This is a genomic window from Klebsiella sp. CTHL.F3a (assembly GCF_019890895.1).
Classification (GTDB): Bacteria; Pseudomonadota; Gammaproteobacteria; order Enterobacterales; family Enterobacteriaceae; genus Klebsiella; species Klebsiella grimontii.
This window is the reverse complement of the sequence record NZ_CP082360.1, coordinates 1519518-1536052: the sequence shown is the minus strand read 5'-3', so window position 1 is coordinate 1536052 and position 16535 is coordinate 1519518. Positions and strand designations below refer to the sequence as shown.

At 56.1% G+C, this 16535-nt stretch carries 13 protein-coding genes and 1 pseudogene; 7 read left to right on the top strand and 7 right to left on the bottom strand.

The window, feature by feature from the left end; genetic code table 11:
* Positions 1-36: 36 nt before the first annotated feature.
* Positions 37-2259, bottom strand: a complete 2223-nt coding sequence (locus K7H21_RS07355) for an EAL domain-containing protein (RefSeq protein ID WP_004123503.1) — start codon at positions 2257-2259, stop codon at positions 37-39.
* Between the two features lie 370 nt (positions 2260-2629).
* On the opposite strand from K7H21_RS07355, the gene K7H21_RS07350 reads away from it, so the two are divergent.
* The gene (locus K7H21_RS07350) at positions 2630-2821 is read left to right on the top strand and encodes a YfgG family protein (RefSeq protein ID WP_004123505.1); all 192 of its coding nucleotides are present in this window, start codon (positions 2630-2632) and stop codon (positions 2819-2821) included.
* Positions 2822-2837: 16 nt separating this feature from the next.
* On the opposite strand, the gene K7H21_RS07345 is transcribed toward K7H21_RS07350, so the two are convergent.
* Positions 2838-3725 (bottom strand): LysR family transcriptional regulator, encoded by an 888-nt coding sequence (locus K7H21_RS07345; protein ID WP_004123509.1) that lies wholly within the window; start codon positions 3723-3725, stop codon positions 2838-2840.
* A gap of 98 nt (positions 3726-3823) precedes the next feature.
* Here K7H21_RS07345 and K7H21_RS07340 point away from each other — a divergent pair, with 98 nt between their 5' ends.
* Positions 3824-5020, top strand: a complete 1197-nt coding sequence (locus K7H21_RS07340; protein WP_223035675.1) for an MFS transporter — start codon at positions 3824-3826, stop codon at positions 5018-5020.
* Positions 5021-5740: 720 nt separating this feature from the next.
* Here K7H21_RS07340 and K7H21_RS07335 read toward each other — a convergent pair.
* Both K7H21_RS07335 and K7H21_RS07330 read right to left on the bottom strand, forming a co-directional pair.
* Positions 5741-5950: pseudogene (locus K7H21_RS07335) on the bottom strand (transposase); the annotation flags it as partial.
* 90 nt (positions 5951-6040) lie between these two features.
* Complete coding sequence (locus K7H21_RS07330) at positions 6041-6946, bottom strand: LysR family transcriptional regulator (protein ID WP_004123517.1); 906 nt, start codon at positions 6944-6946, stop codon at positions 6041-6043.
* A gap of 119 nt (positions 6947-7065) precedes the next feature.
* Between K7H21_RS07330 and mdlC the strand changes: the two genes are divergently transcribed.
* From mdlC to K7H21_RS07305, 5 genes are all read left to right on the top strand, one after another.
* On the top strand, positions 7066-8655 hold the full coding sequence (gene mdlC, locus K7H21_RS07325; RefSeq protein WP_004123521.1) for a benzoylformate decarboxylase: 1590 nt from the start codon (positions 7066-7068) through the stop codon (positions 8653-8655).
* Between the two features lie 70 nt (positions 8656-8725).
* Complete coding sequence (locus K7H21_RS07320) at positions 8726-10060, top strand: MFS transporter (protein WP_004123524.1); 1335 nt, start codon at positions 8726-8728, stop codon at positions 10058-10060.
* 34 nt (positions 10061-10094) lie between these two features.
* Positions 10095-11573, top strand: coding sequence for an aldehyde dehydrogenase family protein (locus tag K7H21_RS07315; protein ID WP_112165517.1), 1479 nt, complete (start codon positions 10095-10097; stop codon positions 11571-11573).
* Positions 11574-11705: 132 nt separating this feature from the next.
* Positions 11706-11966, top strand: a complete 261-nt coding sequence (locus K7H21_RS29330) for an OprD family outer membrane porin (RefSeq protein ID WP_049112975.1) — start codon at positions 11706-11708, stop codon at positions 11964-11966.
* Positions 11963-12871 carry a ketopantoate reductase family protein gene (locus K7H21_RS07305; RefSeq protein WP_142468029.1) on the top strand — a complete coding sequence of 303 codons (909 nt, stop codon included), beginning with the start codon at positions 11963-11965 and terminating at the stop codon, positions 12869-12871. The genes K7H21_RS29330 and K7H21_RS07305 overlap by 4 nt, the downstream gene beginning before the upstream one ends.
* On the opposite strand, the gene K7H21_RS07300 is transcribed toward K7H21_RS07305, so the two are convergent.
* The 3 genes from K7H21_RS07300 to guaB all read right to left on the bottom strand — a co-directional run bounded on the left by K7H21_RS07300 (position 12868) and on the right by guaB (position 16470).
* The gene (locus K7H21_RS07300) at positions 12868-13026 is read right to left on the bottom strand and encodes a helix-turn-helix domain-containing protein (RefSeq protein WP_049112977.1); all 159 of its coding nucleotides are present in this window, start codon (positions 13024-13026) and stop codon (positions 12868-12870) included. The two genes, K7H21_RS07305 and K7H21_RS07300, sit on opposite strands and share 4 nt — an antisense overlap.
* Positions 13027-13357: 331 nt before the next feature.
* Entirely contained in the window at positions 13358-14935 is a 1578-nt protein-coding gene (gene guaA / locus K7H21_RS07295; RefSeq protein ID WP_004123537.1) for a glutamine-hydrolyzing GMP synthase, read from the bottom strand.
* Positions 14936-15003: 68 nt separating this feature from the next.
* Entirely contained in the window at positions 15004-16470 is a 1467-nt protein-coding gene (gene guaB / locus K7H21_RS07290) for an IMP dehydrogenase (RefSeq protein ID WP_004123540.1), read from the bottom strand.
* Positions 16471-16535: the final 65 nt, after the last annotated feature.

Here is a 16535-nt window from a genome sequence, read left to right as displayed (position 1 = left end):
TTCACTCATATGGGCCGGAAAATCCGGCCCATTCGCTTATTCATCCTCAACCAACGCCTCAAGCGGGGCCGGCTTGCCGATATCATAGCCCTGCATATAATCGATCCCCAGTGAAACCACGGCCTGACGAATCTCTGGCGTTTCGACATATTCAGCCACCACCTGCATATTTTTCATCCTCGCCAGAAGGCAAATAGAGGCAACGGCCTGATAGTCCAGACTGCTGGTCACCAGATTACGAATAAAACTGCCGTCAATTTTCAGCAAATCCGCATTCAGCGTTTTCAGCCGCGCATAGCTGGCATAGCCGGTGCCAAAATCATCAATCGCGACCCGACAGCCCAGGTCCTGAAGCTGCGCCAGGGTTTTCCGTGCCTGCTCGGGATTGGTAAGCGAATGGTTCTCCGTCAGCTCAAAAATAATCTGCCAGGGTTCGATGTCATAATGCTCCAGCAGCGTTTTTACCTGCTGATGGAAATGGCTGTTACTCACAGAAAAAGGTGAAATATTTATCGCCAGACGCATTCCAGGAAGCTTTTTGCGCCGCTTGTCCATAAAGATCAGCGTATGTTCGAGGACCCAACTGTCGATGCGCGCCGACAGTCCAAACTCGTGCGCCACCGGTAAGAAGACATCAGGCATGATGATTTCATCGTTGTCATTCAGCATTCTCAGCAGAACTTCATGATAGCTATCCCCCCGGATGCCGACTATCTGTTGTGCCATCAGAATAAAGCGATCGTGCTCCAGCGCCTTTACCAGCTGATTCATTATCGTGACTTTGTCTTTCAGCTCCTGCTGCGTATTAATGGCGCCACGGCGCTGTAAATTTTCAGGACTTCCGGTCGCCAGCGAAAGGTCAGCCACGCCGCTGAGTTCTCCAAGCAGTAAATGCAGATGCGTCACCGGAGAGCGAACGTTACAATAGCTGAGTCCCACGGGCGGCTGCAGCGGCATACCATTCCAGACAAAGCGAAACTTTTTGAGGTGGTCAAACAGCAGGGGGATTCGCTGCTGATGGTCTTCACTGTGCAGATGGATAACCAGCTCGTGCCCGGCCATCTGATAGATATCCTCACCAGGCTGCAATAGCTCGCTGAGCGACTCGGCCAGCAGTTGTTTGTACTGAATACGCAACAGAACGCCGTAATGGCGGCCCAATATTTCCAGCTCGGGAATGCGTAAGAAGCACACCACTGACCAGGAGAATTTATTTAACGCCCGACTTAGCGCCCGGATATTGGGCAAGCGTACAACCGGATCCATAAAGGCCATCCTGTGCATGCGCGCATAAAAAATTCTCTGCTGCGTCGCCAGCATCGCCATATAGGCGATAATAAATGAAAACACCAGATAGCTTGAGGAGATAATAGCTAGCTGATTACTGTAAATCGGTGAATGCGGGAGATATTGATAATGAAAGTGGATAATAACAATCAATATAGGGGACCAAACCAATGAAATGAAGCGATAGCCAAAACGCATCGCCCCCCACAGCATCACGGGCATAACCAAGGACAAGGTATAATTCGTGCTAAAAATAGTGCTCGTACTATTCAACGGCATTAATAGCAGCACCAATAAAAAGATCAGCACTGCCACCCATAAAATAAATTCTAAGCGCTTTATTCTTGGATCGATCTGCAGGCGAATCTGAGAAACAAAACCCCGAATATAGAGCGGGTTGCGGATAATTCGAATCAGAAAGTAGCATAGCGGCACGCCGGTCAAACATCCGGCCATCAGGGCCTGAAAGGTGATAAGCGAACGCAAACTTAAGGGGTTGACCCCAATCAAACCGGTTGCGCGCGGATGGATCCCCAAATACTCGGCGAGTTGGGAAAGGATAAGAAAGATCAGCGATGGTAGCAGCATCTGCCAGAATAAACGTTGAGGCATCAGTCGCACATTACCGTGCGAGATTTGCTGCCTGCGCGGGACAAAAACGCGATACCCGCCCCAGCAAAGAACCGTCGGAATAAGAAAATGAAAAATCACGCCGATGGAATCTTCCAGCGTCATGCCGCGCGTAATGGTAAGTAACAAACCGAGAACGATGCCCGGCAAAGCGGCCCAGCCGAAAAACAGCATCAGGCTCAGTACTAACGCCAGGGGTAAATAGTAAAGATAAACTTCATTACCATTGAGTAATGCATCGGTGTTAGCCCATCTTGCCAGAGGGAGTAAAAGAATGGGCAAGATCAGCGGCAACGCCCACCATTTATCCCGATATTGTCTGTATAGTTTAATTATTTTCATAGATGCTCTACGGATAACCCTAAATCCTGCAGGGTATATTCAGGCAGGCATCCAACCAACCATCATAATCGCGCAAGGAATAACAACGCGTAACTTGCTGATGATTTTAGATGTCGAAAAAAATAGACGATTGATATAAATCAAGAAATCTCGAGGCTAATATTAATAATGCTTTTTTTTTAACATCAATCTGCGATAAGCAGAAAGCATGTAAATACGAGGATTATCTTATATAACATTTATTAATGTTTTAGCCTTGGGATTTTTACATTCTCATCAATTGACCCTTCCGCTTTACTGTGCCTTAATACGCACATCGCCCATCCTTTGGGTATACTTTAAGGAACCTTTTGTGAGTCAGGCACCCAGTATGCGTAAACGACATCGATTTAACCGTCGCATGACCCGTATCGTACTGCTTATCAGCTTTATCTTCTTCTTTGGACGCTTTGTCTACTCCTCCATCGGCGCCTGGTATCATCATCAGGATAAGAAGCAGTCGCAGCAATCCACCATTACTGTTGAACCTGCCGACTCGCTGAAAACGCCCGTACAAAAATAAGCGCTGCGTACCGCGTTCAGCAACCGATTTGAGGTAGCAAACGCAGCAATTCAGCAATGCCTTTGCTGATGATTTTATCCTGGCGCATAACGACGCCTAGCTGACGATACAGCAGCGGAGTCAACGATTGCACCTTCAGGCCGATGCTATCCTGCGGATGCTCTACCGCCATACGCGGCACAATGCTGTATCCCAGTCCCGCGCGCACCATGCGCTTAATCGCCTCAATGCTGCCTAACTGCATGACGGGCACGACCATTAGTCCATTATGGCGAAACCAGCCGTCAATCAGATCCCGGGTTCCGCTACCCGCTTCAAAAGCAATTAGCGGCAATGATTGCAGAATCTCTGGCGTCAGCGGCGAGGACAGCTCGTCTTGCCCATCGCTGAAGATACAGACAAACTCTTCATTTAATACCGGCGTTACCGCCAGGCTGCGTCCGTTCGCCGGTAGCGTACAAAGCCCAAGATCGAGCCGATTCTCTTCGATAGCCCGAACGACCTCCAGCGTATTGCCAACCGTGACCCTGACCGTCAGCAGAGGATGATCCTGATGCAGCTTCTGCAACAGCGGAGGTAATAGATGGATACAGGCGGTTGCCCCGGTACCCAGCGTCACCGAACCGCTAATTTCACGGTTGAATTCGCTAACCGATTGCACCGCCGCGCTCACCGTCTGCTCAATCCGATCGCTATGCGCCAGCAAAGCGATTCCCGCCGCCGTCGCCTTAATGCCTCGCCCGGTGCGCTCAAGCAGTCTGGTCTGCAGAAATTGTTCCAGCTGACGTACCTGCAGGCTTACCGCGGGCTGCGACAACCCCAGCAGGTCAGCTGCGGCTGAGAAGCTTCCGCGCTGTACCACCAGGCGGAACGTCGCCAGATTTCCCAGATTGAGCGTCGTCATCACAAAGTTTCTCTTATAAGGGTCATAAATGGACCGGCCTGCCTCCACAATAGCGTGCAGGGTATGCTGCCGACAACAGCGTAACAAAATGGACGATCATGAAAACACCTGCAAAATCACTCTCCGCGCCGGGCTTTGTCACCCTTGCCGCCGGGTGCAACCAGTTGATTAACTGGGGAATATCGTTTTATATGCCTGGCACTTTCGCCAGAGCTATCGCCCTAGAGACCGGCTGGGCCGCAACGGAAATCTACTTCGGCCTGACTATCGCCATGCTCATGATGGCAATGCTCTCCCCATTTGTCGCCCGGCTACTGGCCCACTTTGGCGGCCAACGGATAGTGGTCACAGGTACGCTGATGATTTCAGCAGGCTGCCTGATCATGGCTTACGTCCATAGCCTGTCGGCCTGGTTCGCCGCCTGGGCCCTGACCGGGTTCGGCATGCGCCTGGCGCTCTATGACGCGCTGTTTGCCGCGCTGGTCAATATCTATGGGCAAAGCGCCAGACTCATCATCTCGCGCGTGACGCTGGCCGGAGGGCTGGCTTCGGCTCTGTTCTGGCCGCTCGGCGCAGGGTTGCTGACGCAGATGGACTGGCGGCATGCGCTGCTGATCTATGCCCTGTTCGGCCTGCTTAGCGCTATGCTGCTGTGGAAAATGCCAAATCATAAATTGCCGCCACCCCAGCTGGCGATTAAACGCCAGCGGCTATCTGGCCGCGATAAGCGCTCCGCCCTGCTCTACGCGTCGCTGATTGCGCTGGTGACCTTCGTTTCCAACGGTACCTCGACGCATCTCCCGGAGTTTATCGCCAGCGTTGGGCTACCTGTCGCAGTGGGAATGCTGTGGGGGATTGGGCAAACCGGCGCGCGCTTTCTCGAAGTCGCGTCCGGTTCCGCCCTTACGCCGTTAAGGCTAACGATATTGACCACCCTGGCGATGCCGCTCTGCTTTGCGCTCGGTCTAAGCGGGTCATATCTCTCCTGGGCGGCTGGTGGATTTGTTCTGGGTTACGGCGCGATCAACGGCCTGACGACCGTATTTAAAGCCACCCTGCCGCTGCAGCTTTTCGCCACGGAGGATTATGCCCGGCGAACCGGCATTTTGTTGATTCCCGCGCAGCTGCTGGCCGCCGCCTCGCCGTTTGCCTACGCGTGGCTGAATCATCATCTTGGGATGAGAGGCAGTTTAGCGATTTCCGCCGCGCTGGCGCTGGTGGTTTTCGGCCTGGCGATGTCAATTGCATGGTATCAACGTGAGAGTTCGCCCGCGGCGATTGAAGAACGGGGCTGACAGTATGACCCCTGTGACTTTTGATTTCTCGGTAAGACAAACCGTATTTATCGTCTCAGGGAATGCCGTAATCCGGCGATATTGTTATGAAAAATGCCATTAATGACGTCAATCACTAATGGCATTATTTTTTATTCAATTAACGCAAAGAATACAATTTATTCCCACTCAATTATCAATAGCCCCGCACAGACCAGTAAATCCGAAGCCTACAAGGCACGAAAAACTTTAAAACCATGACAAATACCATAAAGGATCAACATCACTTTTGAGAGCCTGTCTGAACTGCCAACAGCGCTTGACGCTGCATCCAGTCTCTACGTAGTACGGCTGTGAGGACTGGGTATTGCATCTCACAAAACTTGACGACCTTGATCCGCTCGTCTCGGAATACCCTAAAGTCTTCACGCATTTCACACCATGCGATCACCACTTGCGCTCCTGTGACATAAGCCCATCATGAACGGCCAGACGGTACGCTGCGTCTCGATACCGTTTCTATCCTGGTAAACGATAACGATCTTGCGACTTTCACGGCACCAGTACCTAAGCCGCTGGTAATCAATATTGCTGCGGTATGCTTGGTGGCAGGGCAAAGTAACGACAGCAGGGTCATCGACTAAGCACTTTAAATCTTGCGATATTACGACTGCTACCTTTGCCAGAACGGAGAGAGCTACGCGGGACAAATCCCTGTCTCCATTAGCGATCGCCCACTTAGCAGTAGCCAATGACCAGCATCCGCATCATCAACTCTGGGTCGATCGAGGGGCGTCCGATGGAGCTGTAGAAATCCGCAAGGTAGCTGAGTAGATCACGCAGATCCAGACACTGGTCGATACTGCGCAGGAGGTGTTGGACTGGGATATGGTCTTCCAGATTGAACGAGTAGAACAGGCGCAGCCGTCCACCCGGTAGCGGTCCCATCATGCTGTTCGTCCCCGCGTTCACCGACAGAGTGATTCTGCCGTCGGCACGGAGAGGTCGCTACTTTTTCAACAGAATCTGCCGGTAGCGGTCTTAAGGCTCACCAAGTGCAGCCTCAATCTGCTCGCAGAACCACTTCAGCGAAGTGGATTTTTCACTTCGCGAATGCCAGTGCAGGGTCACTTCGAAAGATGGTACCTCGAAAGGTAGATCGACGACTTTCAATGGCTTATCTCCTGGAAATTCGCAAAAGCTCCAGGCAATGCGATAGGGCAAGATAGTGATCATCTCAGTCCCGGGGATGATCTTTGGCAGTACCGAAAAATGTGGGATGCGTAGCCGCACTCGGCGCTCGACGGCCATTTTTTTCAGGACGTCTTCTACCATGCCATGGCCGGATGTTCGGGTGACAATTGCATGGGGTTCGGCGAGAAATTGCTGCATGTTCATCTGCGTGCCAATACGTGGATGAGCGTCATCGACCAGGCAACAGTATTGCTCGCTCATCAGCCTTTGGTGGGTAATGCCGGCCCCCGGCAATATCTGACTACAGATAGCCGCGTCGATATGCCCATCGTTCAGCCATGTTGCGACCTGGTCGATCTCAAGCGGCACGATGTCAAGCTCGATACTCGGCGCCATCTGGTTGAGACGGTCGAGCACTCTTGGCAGCAAAGCAATTTCCCCCAAATCCGACAAGGCAAGGCGAAAACGTCGCTTTGAGGTTGATGGGGAAAATTTGCGTGCCTCGGAAACGGCATCATTGATGCTACGGCTGGCTTCCTTGAATCCCTCATAGAGCTGAGTAGCCAGCCGCGTAGGTTGCATGCCTTGTTGGTTACGTACGAATAAGGCGTCATCGAACTGTTCCCTGAGTTTGGCCAATGCATAGCTCACTGATGGCTGAGTCACGCAGAGTCGCTCAGCAGCCACGGTGACACTCTGGGTTTCATAGAGCGTGACGAAAGTCGTGATCAGGTTGAGGTCGAAACCGGCCATTGGCTAATCTCCCGTTGTATATAGATAGTGTTTATGCGCTGAAGTCAAAGTATTTATTTGATCGATTTTAGTCATCTCTCTACAGTTGAACTACATGACATTTACTAAATATTAACTTTATGAAAACAATTCACTCCGCTGCATATGCGCTACTGCGCCGCCACGGCATGACCACCATCTTTGGCAACCCCGGCTCCAACGAACTGCCGTTCCTGAAGAGCTTCCCGGAAGACTTTCAGTACGTACTCGGCCTTCACGAAGGTGCGGTGGTGGGCATGGCCGACGGTTATGCGCTGGCCAGCGGCAAGCCGGCGTTCGTCAACCTGCATGCTGCGGCAGGCACGGGGAACGGTATGGGCGCGCTGACCAACTCCTGGTACTCGCACAGCCCCCTGGTGATCACCGCGGGTCAGCAAGTGCGACCGATGATCGGGGTAGAGGCCATGCTGGCCAACGTAGATGCTACGCAACTGCCCAAGCCGTTGGTGAAGTGGAGCTACGAACCAGCCAACGCCCAGGACGTACCGCGTGCCCTGAGCCAGGCGATCCAGTATGCGAACACCACGCCGAAAGCACCGGTGTACCTGTCGATTCCTTACGATGACTGGGATCAGCCTTCGGGACCCGGCGTCGAGCACCTGATCGAGCGCGACGTGCAGACGGCAGGTACGCCAGACGCTCGGCAACTGCAGGTGCTGGTCCAGCAAGTGCAAGACGCACGCAATCCGGTGCTGGTACTGGGCCCCGATGTCGATGCGACGCTGTCCAACGACCACGCAGTGGCCCTGGCTGACAAGCTGCGCATGCCCGTCTGGATCGCCCCGTCGGCGTCGCGCTGCCCGTTCCCTACCCGTCACCCCAGCTTCCGGGGCGTGCTGCCAGCGGCTATCGCTGGCATCAGCAAGACCCTGCAAGGCCATGACCTGATCATCGTGGTGGGTGCGCCGGTGTTCCGTTATCACCAGTTTGCCCCCGGTGATTACCTGCCGGTCGGGGCGCAACTGCTGCACATCACCTCCGATCCGCTAGAGGCTGCACGAGCACCCATGGGCCATGCGCTGGTCGGCGACATCAAGGAAACCCTGCGCGTGCTGGCCGAAGAAGTCGTCCAGCAGTCCCGGCCGTATCCAGAAGCACTCGCTGCGCCTGAGTGTGTCACCGACGAGCCGCACCACCTGCACCCGGAAACGCTGTTCGATGTACTCGATGCAGTCGCCCCGCACGATGCCATCTATGTCAAGGAATCAACCTCGACAACCACGGCATTCTGGCAGCGCATGAACCTGCGTCATCCAGGCAGCTATTACTTCCCGGCAGCGGGTGGCCTGGGCTTCGGCCTGCCGGCCGCCGTTGGCGTGCAGCTCGCCCAACCGCAGCGCCGAGTTGTCGCACTGATCGGTGATGGCTCTGCCAACTACGGCATCACCGCGCTCTGGACGGCCGCGCAATACCGGGTACCCGTGGTGTTCATCATCCTCAAGAACGGCACCTACGGTGCCCTGCGCTGGTTTGCCGGGGTGCTCAAGGCCGAGGACTCCCCTGGCCTTGACGTTCCCGGCCTGGACTTCTGTGCCATTGCCAAAGGCTATGGGGTCAAGGCCGTACACACCGATACCCGGGACAGCTTCAAGGCGGCACTACGAACTGCGCTGGACGCCAATGAACCCACCGTCATCGAGGTGCCGACCCTGACCATCCAGCCTCACTGACCTCATGTGAACGTGGTCGCCGCCGGCGCCTCGCTCACTAATCTCGATAACAACAATAAGAGATACAACAATGACTCAACGACGTGCCTTGGATGTCGCGGGCTCCGCTCCGCTTGGAAAACTCCACTATACCCTACTTTTCTGGTGTTCCTTCATCATGCTGTTCGATGGCTATGACCTGGTCATCTACGGCTCTGTCGTGCCGCAATTGATGGAGCATTGGGCATTGACTCCGGTCATTGCCGGCTGGATGGGCAGTGCCGCGCTGTTCGGCATGATGTTCGGCGCTGTCGTCATCGGCCCGCTGGCTGATCGCCTGGGACGGCGCAAAGTTATTCTCAGCGCCATGACGCTGGCCAGTGTTTGCACGCTGGGTACCGCGTGGGCCTGGGATGCGGAGAGTTTCGCAACTCTGCGTTTCGTCACCGGCGTCGGGCTGGGGGGAGCGATCCCCAACATCGTCGCGTTGATGAATGATCTGACACCGAAAGCACGTCGCAGCCGAATGACCACTATCATGCTCAGCTTCTACTCGATCGGGGCAATTTTTTCTGCTCTGGTAGCCATGTTTATCATTCCTCGCTTTGGATGGGAGGCAACGTTTCTGGTGGGCGGCATCCCGCTGCTGTTCCTGCCGTGGATGTACCGCCAGCTGCCCGAGTCGCTGAACTTCCTGCTGAAAAAGGACAAGGCCGCGGCCAGTGCGCTGCTCAAACGCATCGATCCCGCCGTCGACGCTGACCAGGTACGTTTCGATGCGCCCGTACGCACTTCGAGCGCGGCACCGTTGTCGCGTCTGTTCACCGAAGGACGTGGCGTGGGTACGATGTTCCTGTGGCTGGGGTTTGGCATGTGCATGCTGATGGTCTATGGGCTCAATACTTGGCTACCGAAGATCATGGTCGCCGGTGGCTTCCCGCTGGGTTCGAGCCTGATGTTCCTGGTGACCTTGAACATTGGCGCCACCTTCGGCGCCCTGGGTGGTGGCTGGCTCGCCGATCGCTGGGGCTGCAAGCCCACGTTGATACTGTTCTTTCTGCTGGCGGTGATCTCACTCTGCACGCTGGGTATCAAGCCTGGCCCGCTGTTGCTCAACGCTATGTTGCTGATCGCCGGTGCCACCACCATCGGCACCCTGGCCGTCATCCACGCCTTCGCTGCACAGCAGTACCCGAGCGAGATCCGTGCGACGGGCGTGAGTTGGTGTTCGGCAATTGGCCGTTTCGGGGCCGTGGCTGGCCCGGCAATGGGCGGCCTGATGCTGAGCATAAACCTGCCACTGCAGATCAATTTCATTCTCTGCGCGGTCCCCGGATTGGTGGCGATTTTCGCCATTGCCATGATCAAAAGAAGGGCCGTTGCCAGCGTGGGCTTGAATGCCCAGCCGGCAGACACCCATCACTGAACAACGTGCCCAATGCTGATAAAGGAGATATTCCGTGAGTCAAGTCAATCACACGCCGTATCGCGATCTTCACCTGCTGCCGATTGCCGGCGCATGGCGTGAAGGCAGTGCGCCGCAATCACTGCAGGTCAGCGATCCGTACAACGGAGAAACCCTGCTGCAGATCAAGCAGGCTACCCGCGATGACCTGGACGAAGCCTATCAGGCCGCGCAGCGCGCCCAGGTCGAGTGGGCGATGATAGGACCGGGGCAGCGCTCGGCCATCCTGCACCGTGCGGTGCAGATCTTCGATGAGCGTCGCGAGGAGATCATCGGCTGGATCATCCGCGAGTCGGGCAGTACCCGCATCAAGGCGCAAATCGAGTGGGGCGCTGCGCGCAGCATCACCCTGGAGTCAGCCTCTTTTCCGGCGCGGGTGCACGGGCGCATTCTGCCGTCCAACGTCCCAGGCAAGGAAAATCGCGTTTACCGAGAGCCTCTGGGTGTGGTGGGGGTGATCAGCCCATGGAACTTCCCGCTCCACCTCACCCAGCGTTCGGTGGCACCGGCATTGGCCCTGGGCAATGCCGTGGTGATCAAGCCCGCGAGCGATACCCCCGTGACGGGCGGCCTGCTGGCCGCGCGCATCTTCGAGGAAGCCGGCGTTCCGGCAGGCGTGATTAGCGTGCTGGTCGGCTCTGGTGCCGAGATTGGTGATGCGTTCGTCGAGCATCCGGTACCCAAATTCATCTCCTTCACGGGCTCGACCCCTGTGGGCGCCAACATTGGCCGTATCGCCAGCGGTGGCAAGCACCTCAAGCACGTGGCACTGGAGCTGGGCGGCAACAGCCCGTTCGTGGTGCTGGCCGATGCCGACCTGGAGCAGGCGGTAGCAGCGGCGGTGATGGGCAAGTTCCTGCACCAGGGGCAGATCTGCATGGCGATCAACCGCATCATCGTCGAGGACGCACTGTATGACCGCTTCGTCGAGCGCTATGCCGAAAGGGTCAAGGCGTTGAAGGTGGGCGACCCCAGCGAGCCGGATACCGTGGTCGGGCCTATCATCAACCGCAAGCAACTGGACACGTTGCTGAGCAAGGTAGCGCGGGCCAGGGAGGAGGGTGCCCGTCCAGTCGTCGAAGGTGACGTGCGTGGGCAACTGCTGCCGCCTCACGTGTTCGCCGATGTGACGGAAGAAATGGAGATCACCCGCGACGAAATTTTCGGCCCGCTGGTCGGCATTCAGCGCGCGCGAGATGAGGCCCACGCGCTGGCGCTTGCGAACGACAGCGAGTTCGGGCTATCTAGCGCCGTGTTCACCGCCGACCTGGAGCGCGGCGCGCGTTTCGCGCGTCGAATCAAGGCTGGCATGACCCATGTGAACGACATTCCGGTCAACGACGAGGCACACGCTCCCTTTGGCGGTGAGAAGAACTCGGGGCTGGGGCGTTTCAACGGTGAGTGGGCAATCGAGGAATTCACCACCGATCACTGGATCAGCGTGCAGATGACACCACGCAAATACCCGTTCTAGCATACTGGCGCAGGTTCCTTTCGGCTTGCGCCTGGTCCTGCGAATCCACTGACGCCGTGATTCTTCTGTTTTCTACGGCCAGATCGAGGATATTTATCAGCAGCATTACCTGGACTTGTCCAACCGTCCGTCTTGTCGACCGGCTACTCGCTGCAGACCGAGTTGCGCCACTCCCAGAACCGTGAAGACGGCAAAGCATTGTATGGCGATATCGACAACAAGAGTTACGGCGCCATGACCACCCTGACAATCGGCGGGCATGGCGTGGGTCAGCGGTGGTGCAATGCCTCAGGACATAGACGGCATTTATGTTTTGCCGGGTACGCATTTATTTGTGAGACAGAGAATGGCTTCCTGAAGTGGCCATTCATTTACTCGAAGGAGCAGCAATGAAAATTGCAATAGTGGGCGCAGGGGCGATGGGCGGACTGTTTGGTGCGCGCCTGGCCTTGGCTGGACAGGACGTGTCTTTCGTGGAGGCGTCGGAGACGACCATCGAGGTCATCTCTCGCCAGGGCTTGCGCCTGGAGACGCCTGACGTACAGGAAAGCGTCAGGGTGCCGATCTCTCGTGCACACCAAGTGACAGGCCACTTCGACCTGCTGGTGATCTTTACCAAGGGGTTTCATACCGCCGCCGCCATCGAGTCAGTGCGCCACCTGGTGGGGCCGAAGACTTGGGCGCTTTCGGTGCAGAACGGGCTGGGCAATGCCGAGCTCATCGCCCGCGTGGTTCCGGCCGAGCGCATCATCGTCGGCATGACCAACTTGCCGGCAGACCTTGTCGCGCCTGGCGTGGTGCACAGCCACGGCGAAGGGCACATCAATATCTGGACAGGCAATGGTAAGGACAGCCCGACCGTGCACGAAATCGCGGCGAATTTTAGCCAGGCCGGTTTGCCGTGCAAGGCCGATCCGCAGGTGCAGGTGTCGATCTGGGAGAAGGTGGCGTTCAACGCAGCGCTCAATTCGGTTTGCGCGGTGACCCGCCGGACCGTGGGCGCGGTCGGCCACGCTGAAGAGGGACGGCAGGTGACCTCCCGCATCGTCAGCGAAACCGTGGCGGTTGCACAGGCTGCTGGCGTTGATGCTGATCAGCGGCGGGTTATCGCTGCTGTCGACTATGCCTTTCGCAATCACCAGCAGCACAAACCGTCGATGCTGCAGGATGTCGAGGCAGGTCGCAAAACCGAGATCGATTTCATCAATGGCGCGGTGGTCGAGCGTGGCAAGCGCCTGGGCGTCGCCACGCCAGTGCTGGAGATGCTGTTCAGCCTGGTGAAGTTGAGCGAAGGCTAGATTTCCCGGCGCTGAAGGCGAAACGCCTTCAGGGTCAGGTCCGTTGTGCGCTTGAAGAACCGTGAGAAGTAAGCCTGCTCGACGAACCCCAGGCTGTCGGCGACCTGGCCAACCGTCATCGAGGTGTAGATAAGATTGCGCTTGGCTTCGGTCATGATGCGCTGGGGCTCCCTGAAGTACTTTCGATCAGCAGCGTCAGGTTTTCCAGATACTGCAGGCCGCGCTCCCTGGGCTTGGCGGCCAACTGGTAGCACTCTCGTGAGCGCTGTGAAATCCACACCAGCAAGGTGACCCTGGTACTGTTTTCAGGGAGGAGATCAAAATTCAAAACCAGAGAGTACCATCAAAAATTCCATTGAAAAAACCGTGCTTCCCGTTGCTAACAGCTGCCAGAAAGTGCCAGACACAAAAACAAAAAAGCCCGCTGTTACGCGGGCTTACAGGTACTTTACTGCTTTTACGTGCAGGCTGTTGCCAGACGTGAAATCATTCCCACTCAATGGTCGCCGGCGGCTTACCGCTGATGTCATACACCACGCGGGAAATACCGTTGACTTCATTGATGATGCGGTTGGACACGCGGCCGAGGAAATCGTACGGCAGATGCGCCCAGTGCGCGGTCATAAAGTCGATGGTTTCGACAGCACGCAGGGAAACCACCCAGTCGTACTTACGGCCATCGCCCATGACGCCAACGGAGCGAACTGGCAGGAATACGGTGAATGCCTGGCTCACTTTGTTGTACAGATCGGCTTTGTGCAGCTCTTCGATGAAAATGGCATCAGCGCGACGCAGCAGGTCGCAGTACTCTTTCTTCACTTCGCCCAGCACGCGCACGCCGAGGCCCGGTCCCGGGAACGGGTGGCGATACAGCATGTCGTACGGCAGACCCAGCTCGAGGCCAATCTTACGCACTTCATCTTTGAACAGCTCGCGCAGGGGCTCAACGAGGCCCATCTTCATCTCTTTCGGCAGACCACCCACGTTGTGGTGAGATTTGATAACGTGCGCTTTGCCGGTTGCGGAAGCCGCAGACTCGATCACGTCAGGGTAGATAGTCCCCTGCGCCAGCCATTTCACATCTTCCAGCTTCAGCGCTTCTTCGTCGAAAACCTCAACGAATACACGGCCGATGATTTTACGCTTCGCTTCCGGATCGTTTTCCCCCGCCAACGCGGTCAGGAAACGCGCCTCGCCTTCAACGTGAACAATGTTCAGGCCGAAACGGTCGCCAAACATGTCCATAACCTGCTGGGCTTCATTCAGACGTAGCAGACCGTTATCCACGAAGACGCAGGTCAGGTTTTTGCCGATGGCGCGGTGCAGCAGCATAGCGGTAACGGAGGAATCCACGCCGCCGGAGAGGCCGAGAATCACTTTATCGTCGCCAACCTGCTGACGAATGCGTTCGATGGCATCGTCGATAATTTTGGCCGGCGTCCACAGCGCCTCACACTGGCAGATATCGCGTACGAAACGCTCAAGCATGCGCAGACCCTGACGGGTGTGGGTCACTTCCGGATGGAACTGCACGCCGTAAAAGCGCTTCTCTTCGTTAGCCATAATGGCGAACGGGCAGGTTTCGGTGCTGGCGACGGTGACGAAGTCAGACGGGATGGCGGTAACTTTGTCGCCGTGGCTCATCCAGACGTCCAGCATCGGCTTACCATCCGCGCTCAGCGCATCTTCAATACCGTGGATCAGGGCGCTATCGGTCTGAACTTCAACCTGCGCATAGCCAAACTCACGCTCATTAGACGCTTCAACGTGTCCGCCCAACTGCATAGCCATGGTCTGCATGCCGTAGCATACGCCGAATACCGGCACGCCGGCTTCGAAGACATACTGGGGCGCGCGCGGGCTGTTATCTTCGGTGGTGCTTTCCGGGCCGCCGGAAAGAATAATGCCGTTAGGATTAAACTCACGAATTTGAGCTTCAGTCACGTCCCATGCCCACAGTTCGCAATAGACACCTAATTCACGAACGCGACGCGCAACCAGCTGGGTGTACTGAGAACCGAAGTCCAGGATAAGAATACGATGTTTATGAATGTTATCCGTCATTGACGATAATTCCGAGGCAAGTGATACAGGTTAAATAAATCGCCCGGCGCGTGGCCGGGCGATGAAAATCAGGAGCCCATGCGGTAGTTCGGGGATTCCTTAGTGATGGTCACGTCGTGAACGTGGCTCTCCTGGATACCCGCGCCGCTGATGCGCACGAATTCCGCTTTGGTCCGTAGGGTGTCGATGGTACCACAACCGGTCAGACCCATACAGGAGCGCAGGCCGCCCATCTGCTGGTGAATAATCTCTTTCAGACGGCCTTTATAGGCGACGCGACCTTCGATACCTTCCGGCACCAGTTTGTCGGCGGCGTTATCGGTCTGGAAGTAGCGATCGGAGGAACCTTTAGACATCGCGCCCAGGGAACCCATACCGCGGTAGGATTTGTAAGAACGGCCCTGGTAGAGTTCGATTTCACCCGGGGATTCTTCGGTACCGGCCAGCATTGAGCCAACCATGACTGCGGCTGCGCCTGCGGCAATCGCTTTCGCGATATCGCCGGAGAATCGGATACCGCCGTCGGCAATAACCGGGATACCGGTGCCTTCCAGCGCTTCAACCGCGTCAGAAACGGCGGTGATCTGCGGAACACCCACGCCGGTCACGATACGAGTCGTACAGATGGAGCCAGGACCGATACCCACTTTCACCGCGCTGCAGCCGGCTTCCGCCAGCGCCCGAGCACCCGCGCCGGTCGCCACGTTACCGCCGATGATTTGCAGGTCAGGATATTTAGCGCGAGTATCACGGATACGCTGCAGTACGCCTTCAGAGTGGCCGTGCGAAGAGTCGATCAACAGAATATCTACGCCCGCGGCAACCAGCGCATCAACGCGCTCTTCGTTGCCCGCGCCCGCGCCAACCGCTGCGCCAACGCGCAGGCGACCTTGCTCATCTTTACAGGCGTTCGGTTTACGCTCCGCTTTCTGGAAATCTTTAACGGTGATCATGCCGAGAAGATGAAAGCTGTCATCCACAACCAGCGCTTTCTCAACGCGTTTTTCATGCATTTTGGCAAAAACCACTTCGCGGCTTTCACCTTCACGAACGGTAACCAGACGCTCTTTCGGCGTCATATATACGCTAACCGGCTGGTTCAGGTCGGTGACGAAACGCACATCGCGGCCGGTAATGATGCCGACCAGCTCGTTGTCTTCGGTGACTACCGGATAGCCAGCAAAACCGTTGCGTTCGGTCAGCACTTTAACTTCGCGCAGGGTAGTGGTTGGCAGGACGGTCTGCGGGTCGGTCACCACGCCGGATTCATGCTTTTTCACGCGCCTTACTTCTTCCGCCTGGCGTTCAATGGACATGTTTTTATGAATAAAGCCGATGCCGCCTTCCTGTGCCAGGGCAATTGCCAGACGCGCTTCAGTCACGGTATCCATTGCAGCGGAAAGCATAGGAATATTCAGACGGATGGTTTTCGTCAGCTGAGTGCTGAGATCGGCGGTATTTGGCAGAACGGTTGAGTGAGCGGGAACGAGGAGGACGTCGTCAAACGTCAGGGCTTCTTTAGCGATACGTAGCATGGGCAATATCTCGACCAGGGTGGATAAATATTGCCGTGGCATTATACAGAGCGTAACCGATTGCA

Bases quoted from the DNA above. Each gene is read 5' to 3' on its own strand.
- K7H21_RS07345 (WP_004123509.1), bottom strand. From the start codon at position 3,725: ATGACGACGCTCAATCTGGGAAATCTGGCGACGTTCCGCCTGGTGGTA.
- K7H21_RS07300 (WP_049112977.1), bottom strand. From the start codon at position 13,026: ATGACCGAAGCCAAGCGCAATCTTATCTACACCTCGATGACGGTTGGC.
- K7H21_RS07305 (WP_142468029.1), top strand. From the start codon at position 11,963: ATGAAAATTGCAATAGTGGGCGCAGGGGCGATGGGCGGACTGTTTGGT.
- K7H21_RS07355 (WP_004123503.1), bottom strand. From the start codon at position 2,259: ATGAAAATAATTAAACTATACAGACAATATCGGGATAAATGGTGGGCG.
- guaB (WP_004123540.1), bottom strand. From the start codon at position 16,470: ATGCTACGTATCGCTAAAGAAGCCCTGACGTTTGACGACGTCCTCCTC.
- K7H21_RS07350 (WP_004123505.1), top strand. From the start codon at position 2,630: ATGCGTAAACGACATCGATTTAACCGTCGCATGACCCGTATCGTACTG.
- K7H21_RS07320 (WP_004123524.1), top strand. From the start codon at position 8,726: ATGACTCAACGACGTGCCTTGGATGTCGCGGGCTCCGCTCCGCTTGGA.
- mdlC (WP_004123521.1), top strand. From the start codon at position 7,066: ATGAAAACAATTCACTCCGCTGCATATGCGCTACTGCGCCGCCACGGC.
- K7H21_RS07340 (WP_223035675.1), top strand. From the start codon at position 3,824: ATGAAAACACCTGCAAAATCACTCTCCGCGCCGGGCTTTGTCACCCTT.
- guaA (WP_004123537.1), bottom strand. From the start codon at position 14,935: ATGACGGATAACATTCATAAACATCGTATTCTTATCCTGGACTTCGGT.
- K7H21_RS07330 (WP_004123517.1), bottom strand. From the start codon at position 6,946: ATGGCCGGTTTCGACCTCAACCTGATCACGACTTTCGTCACGCTCTAT.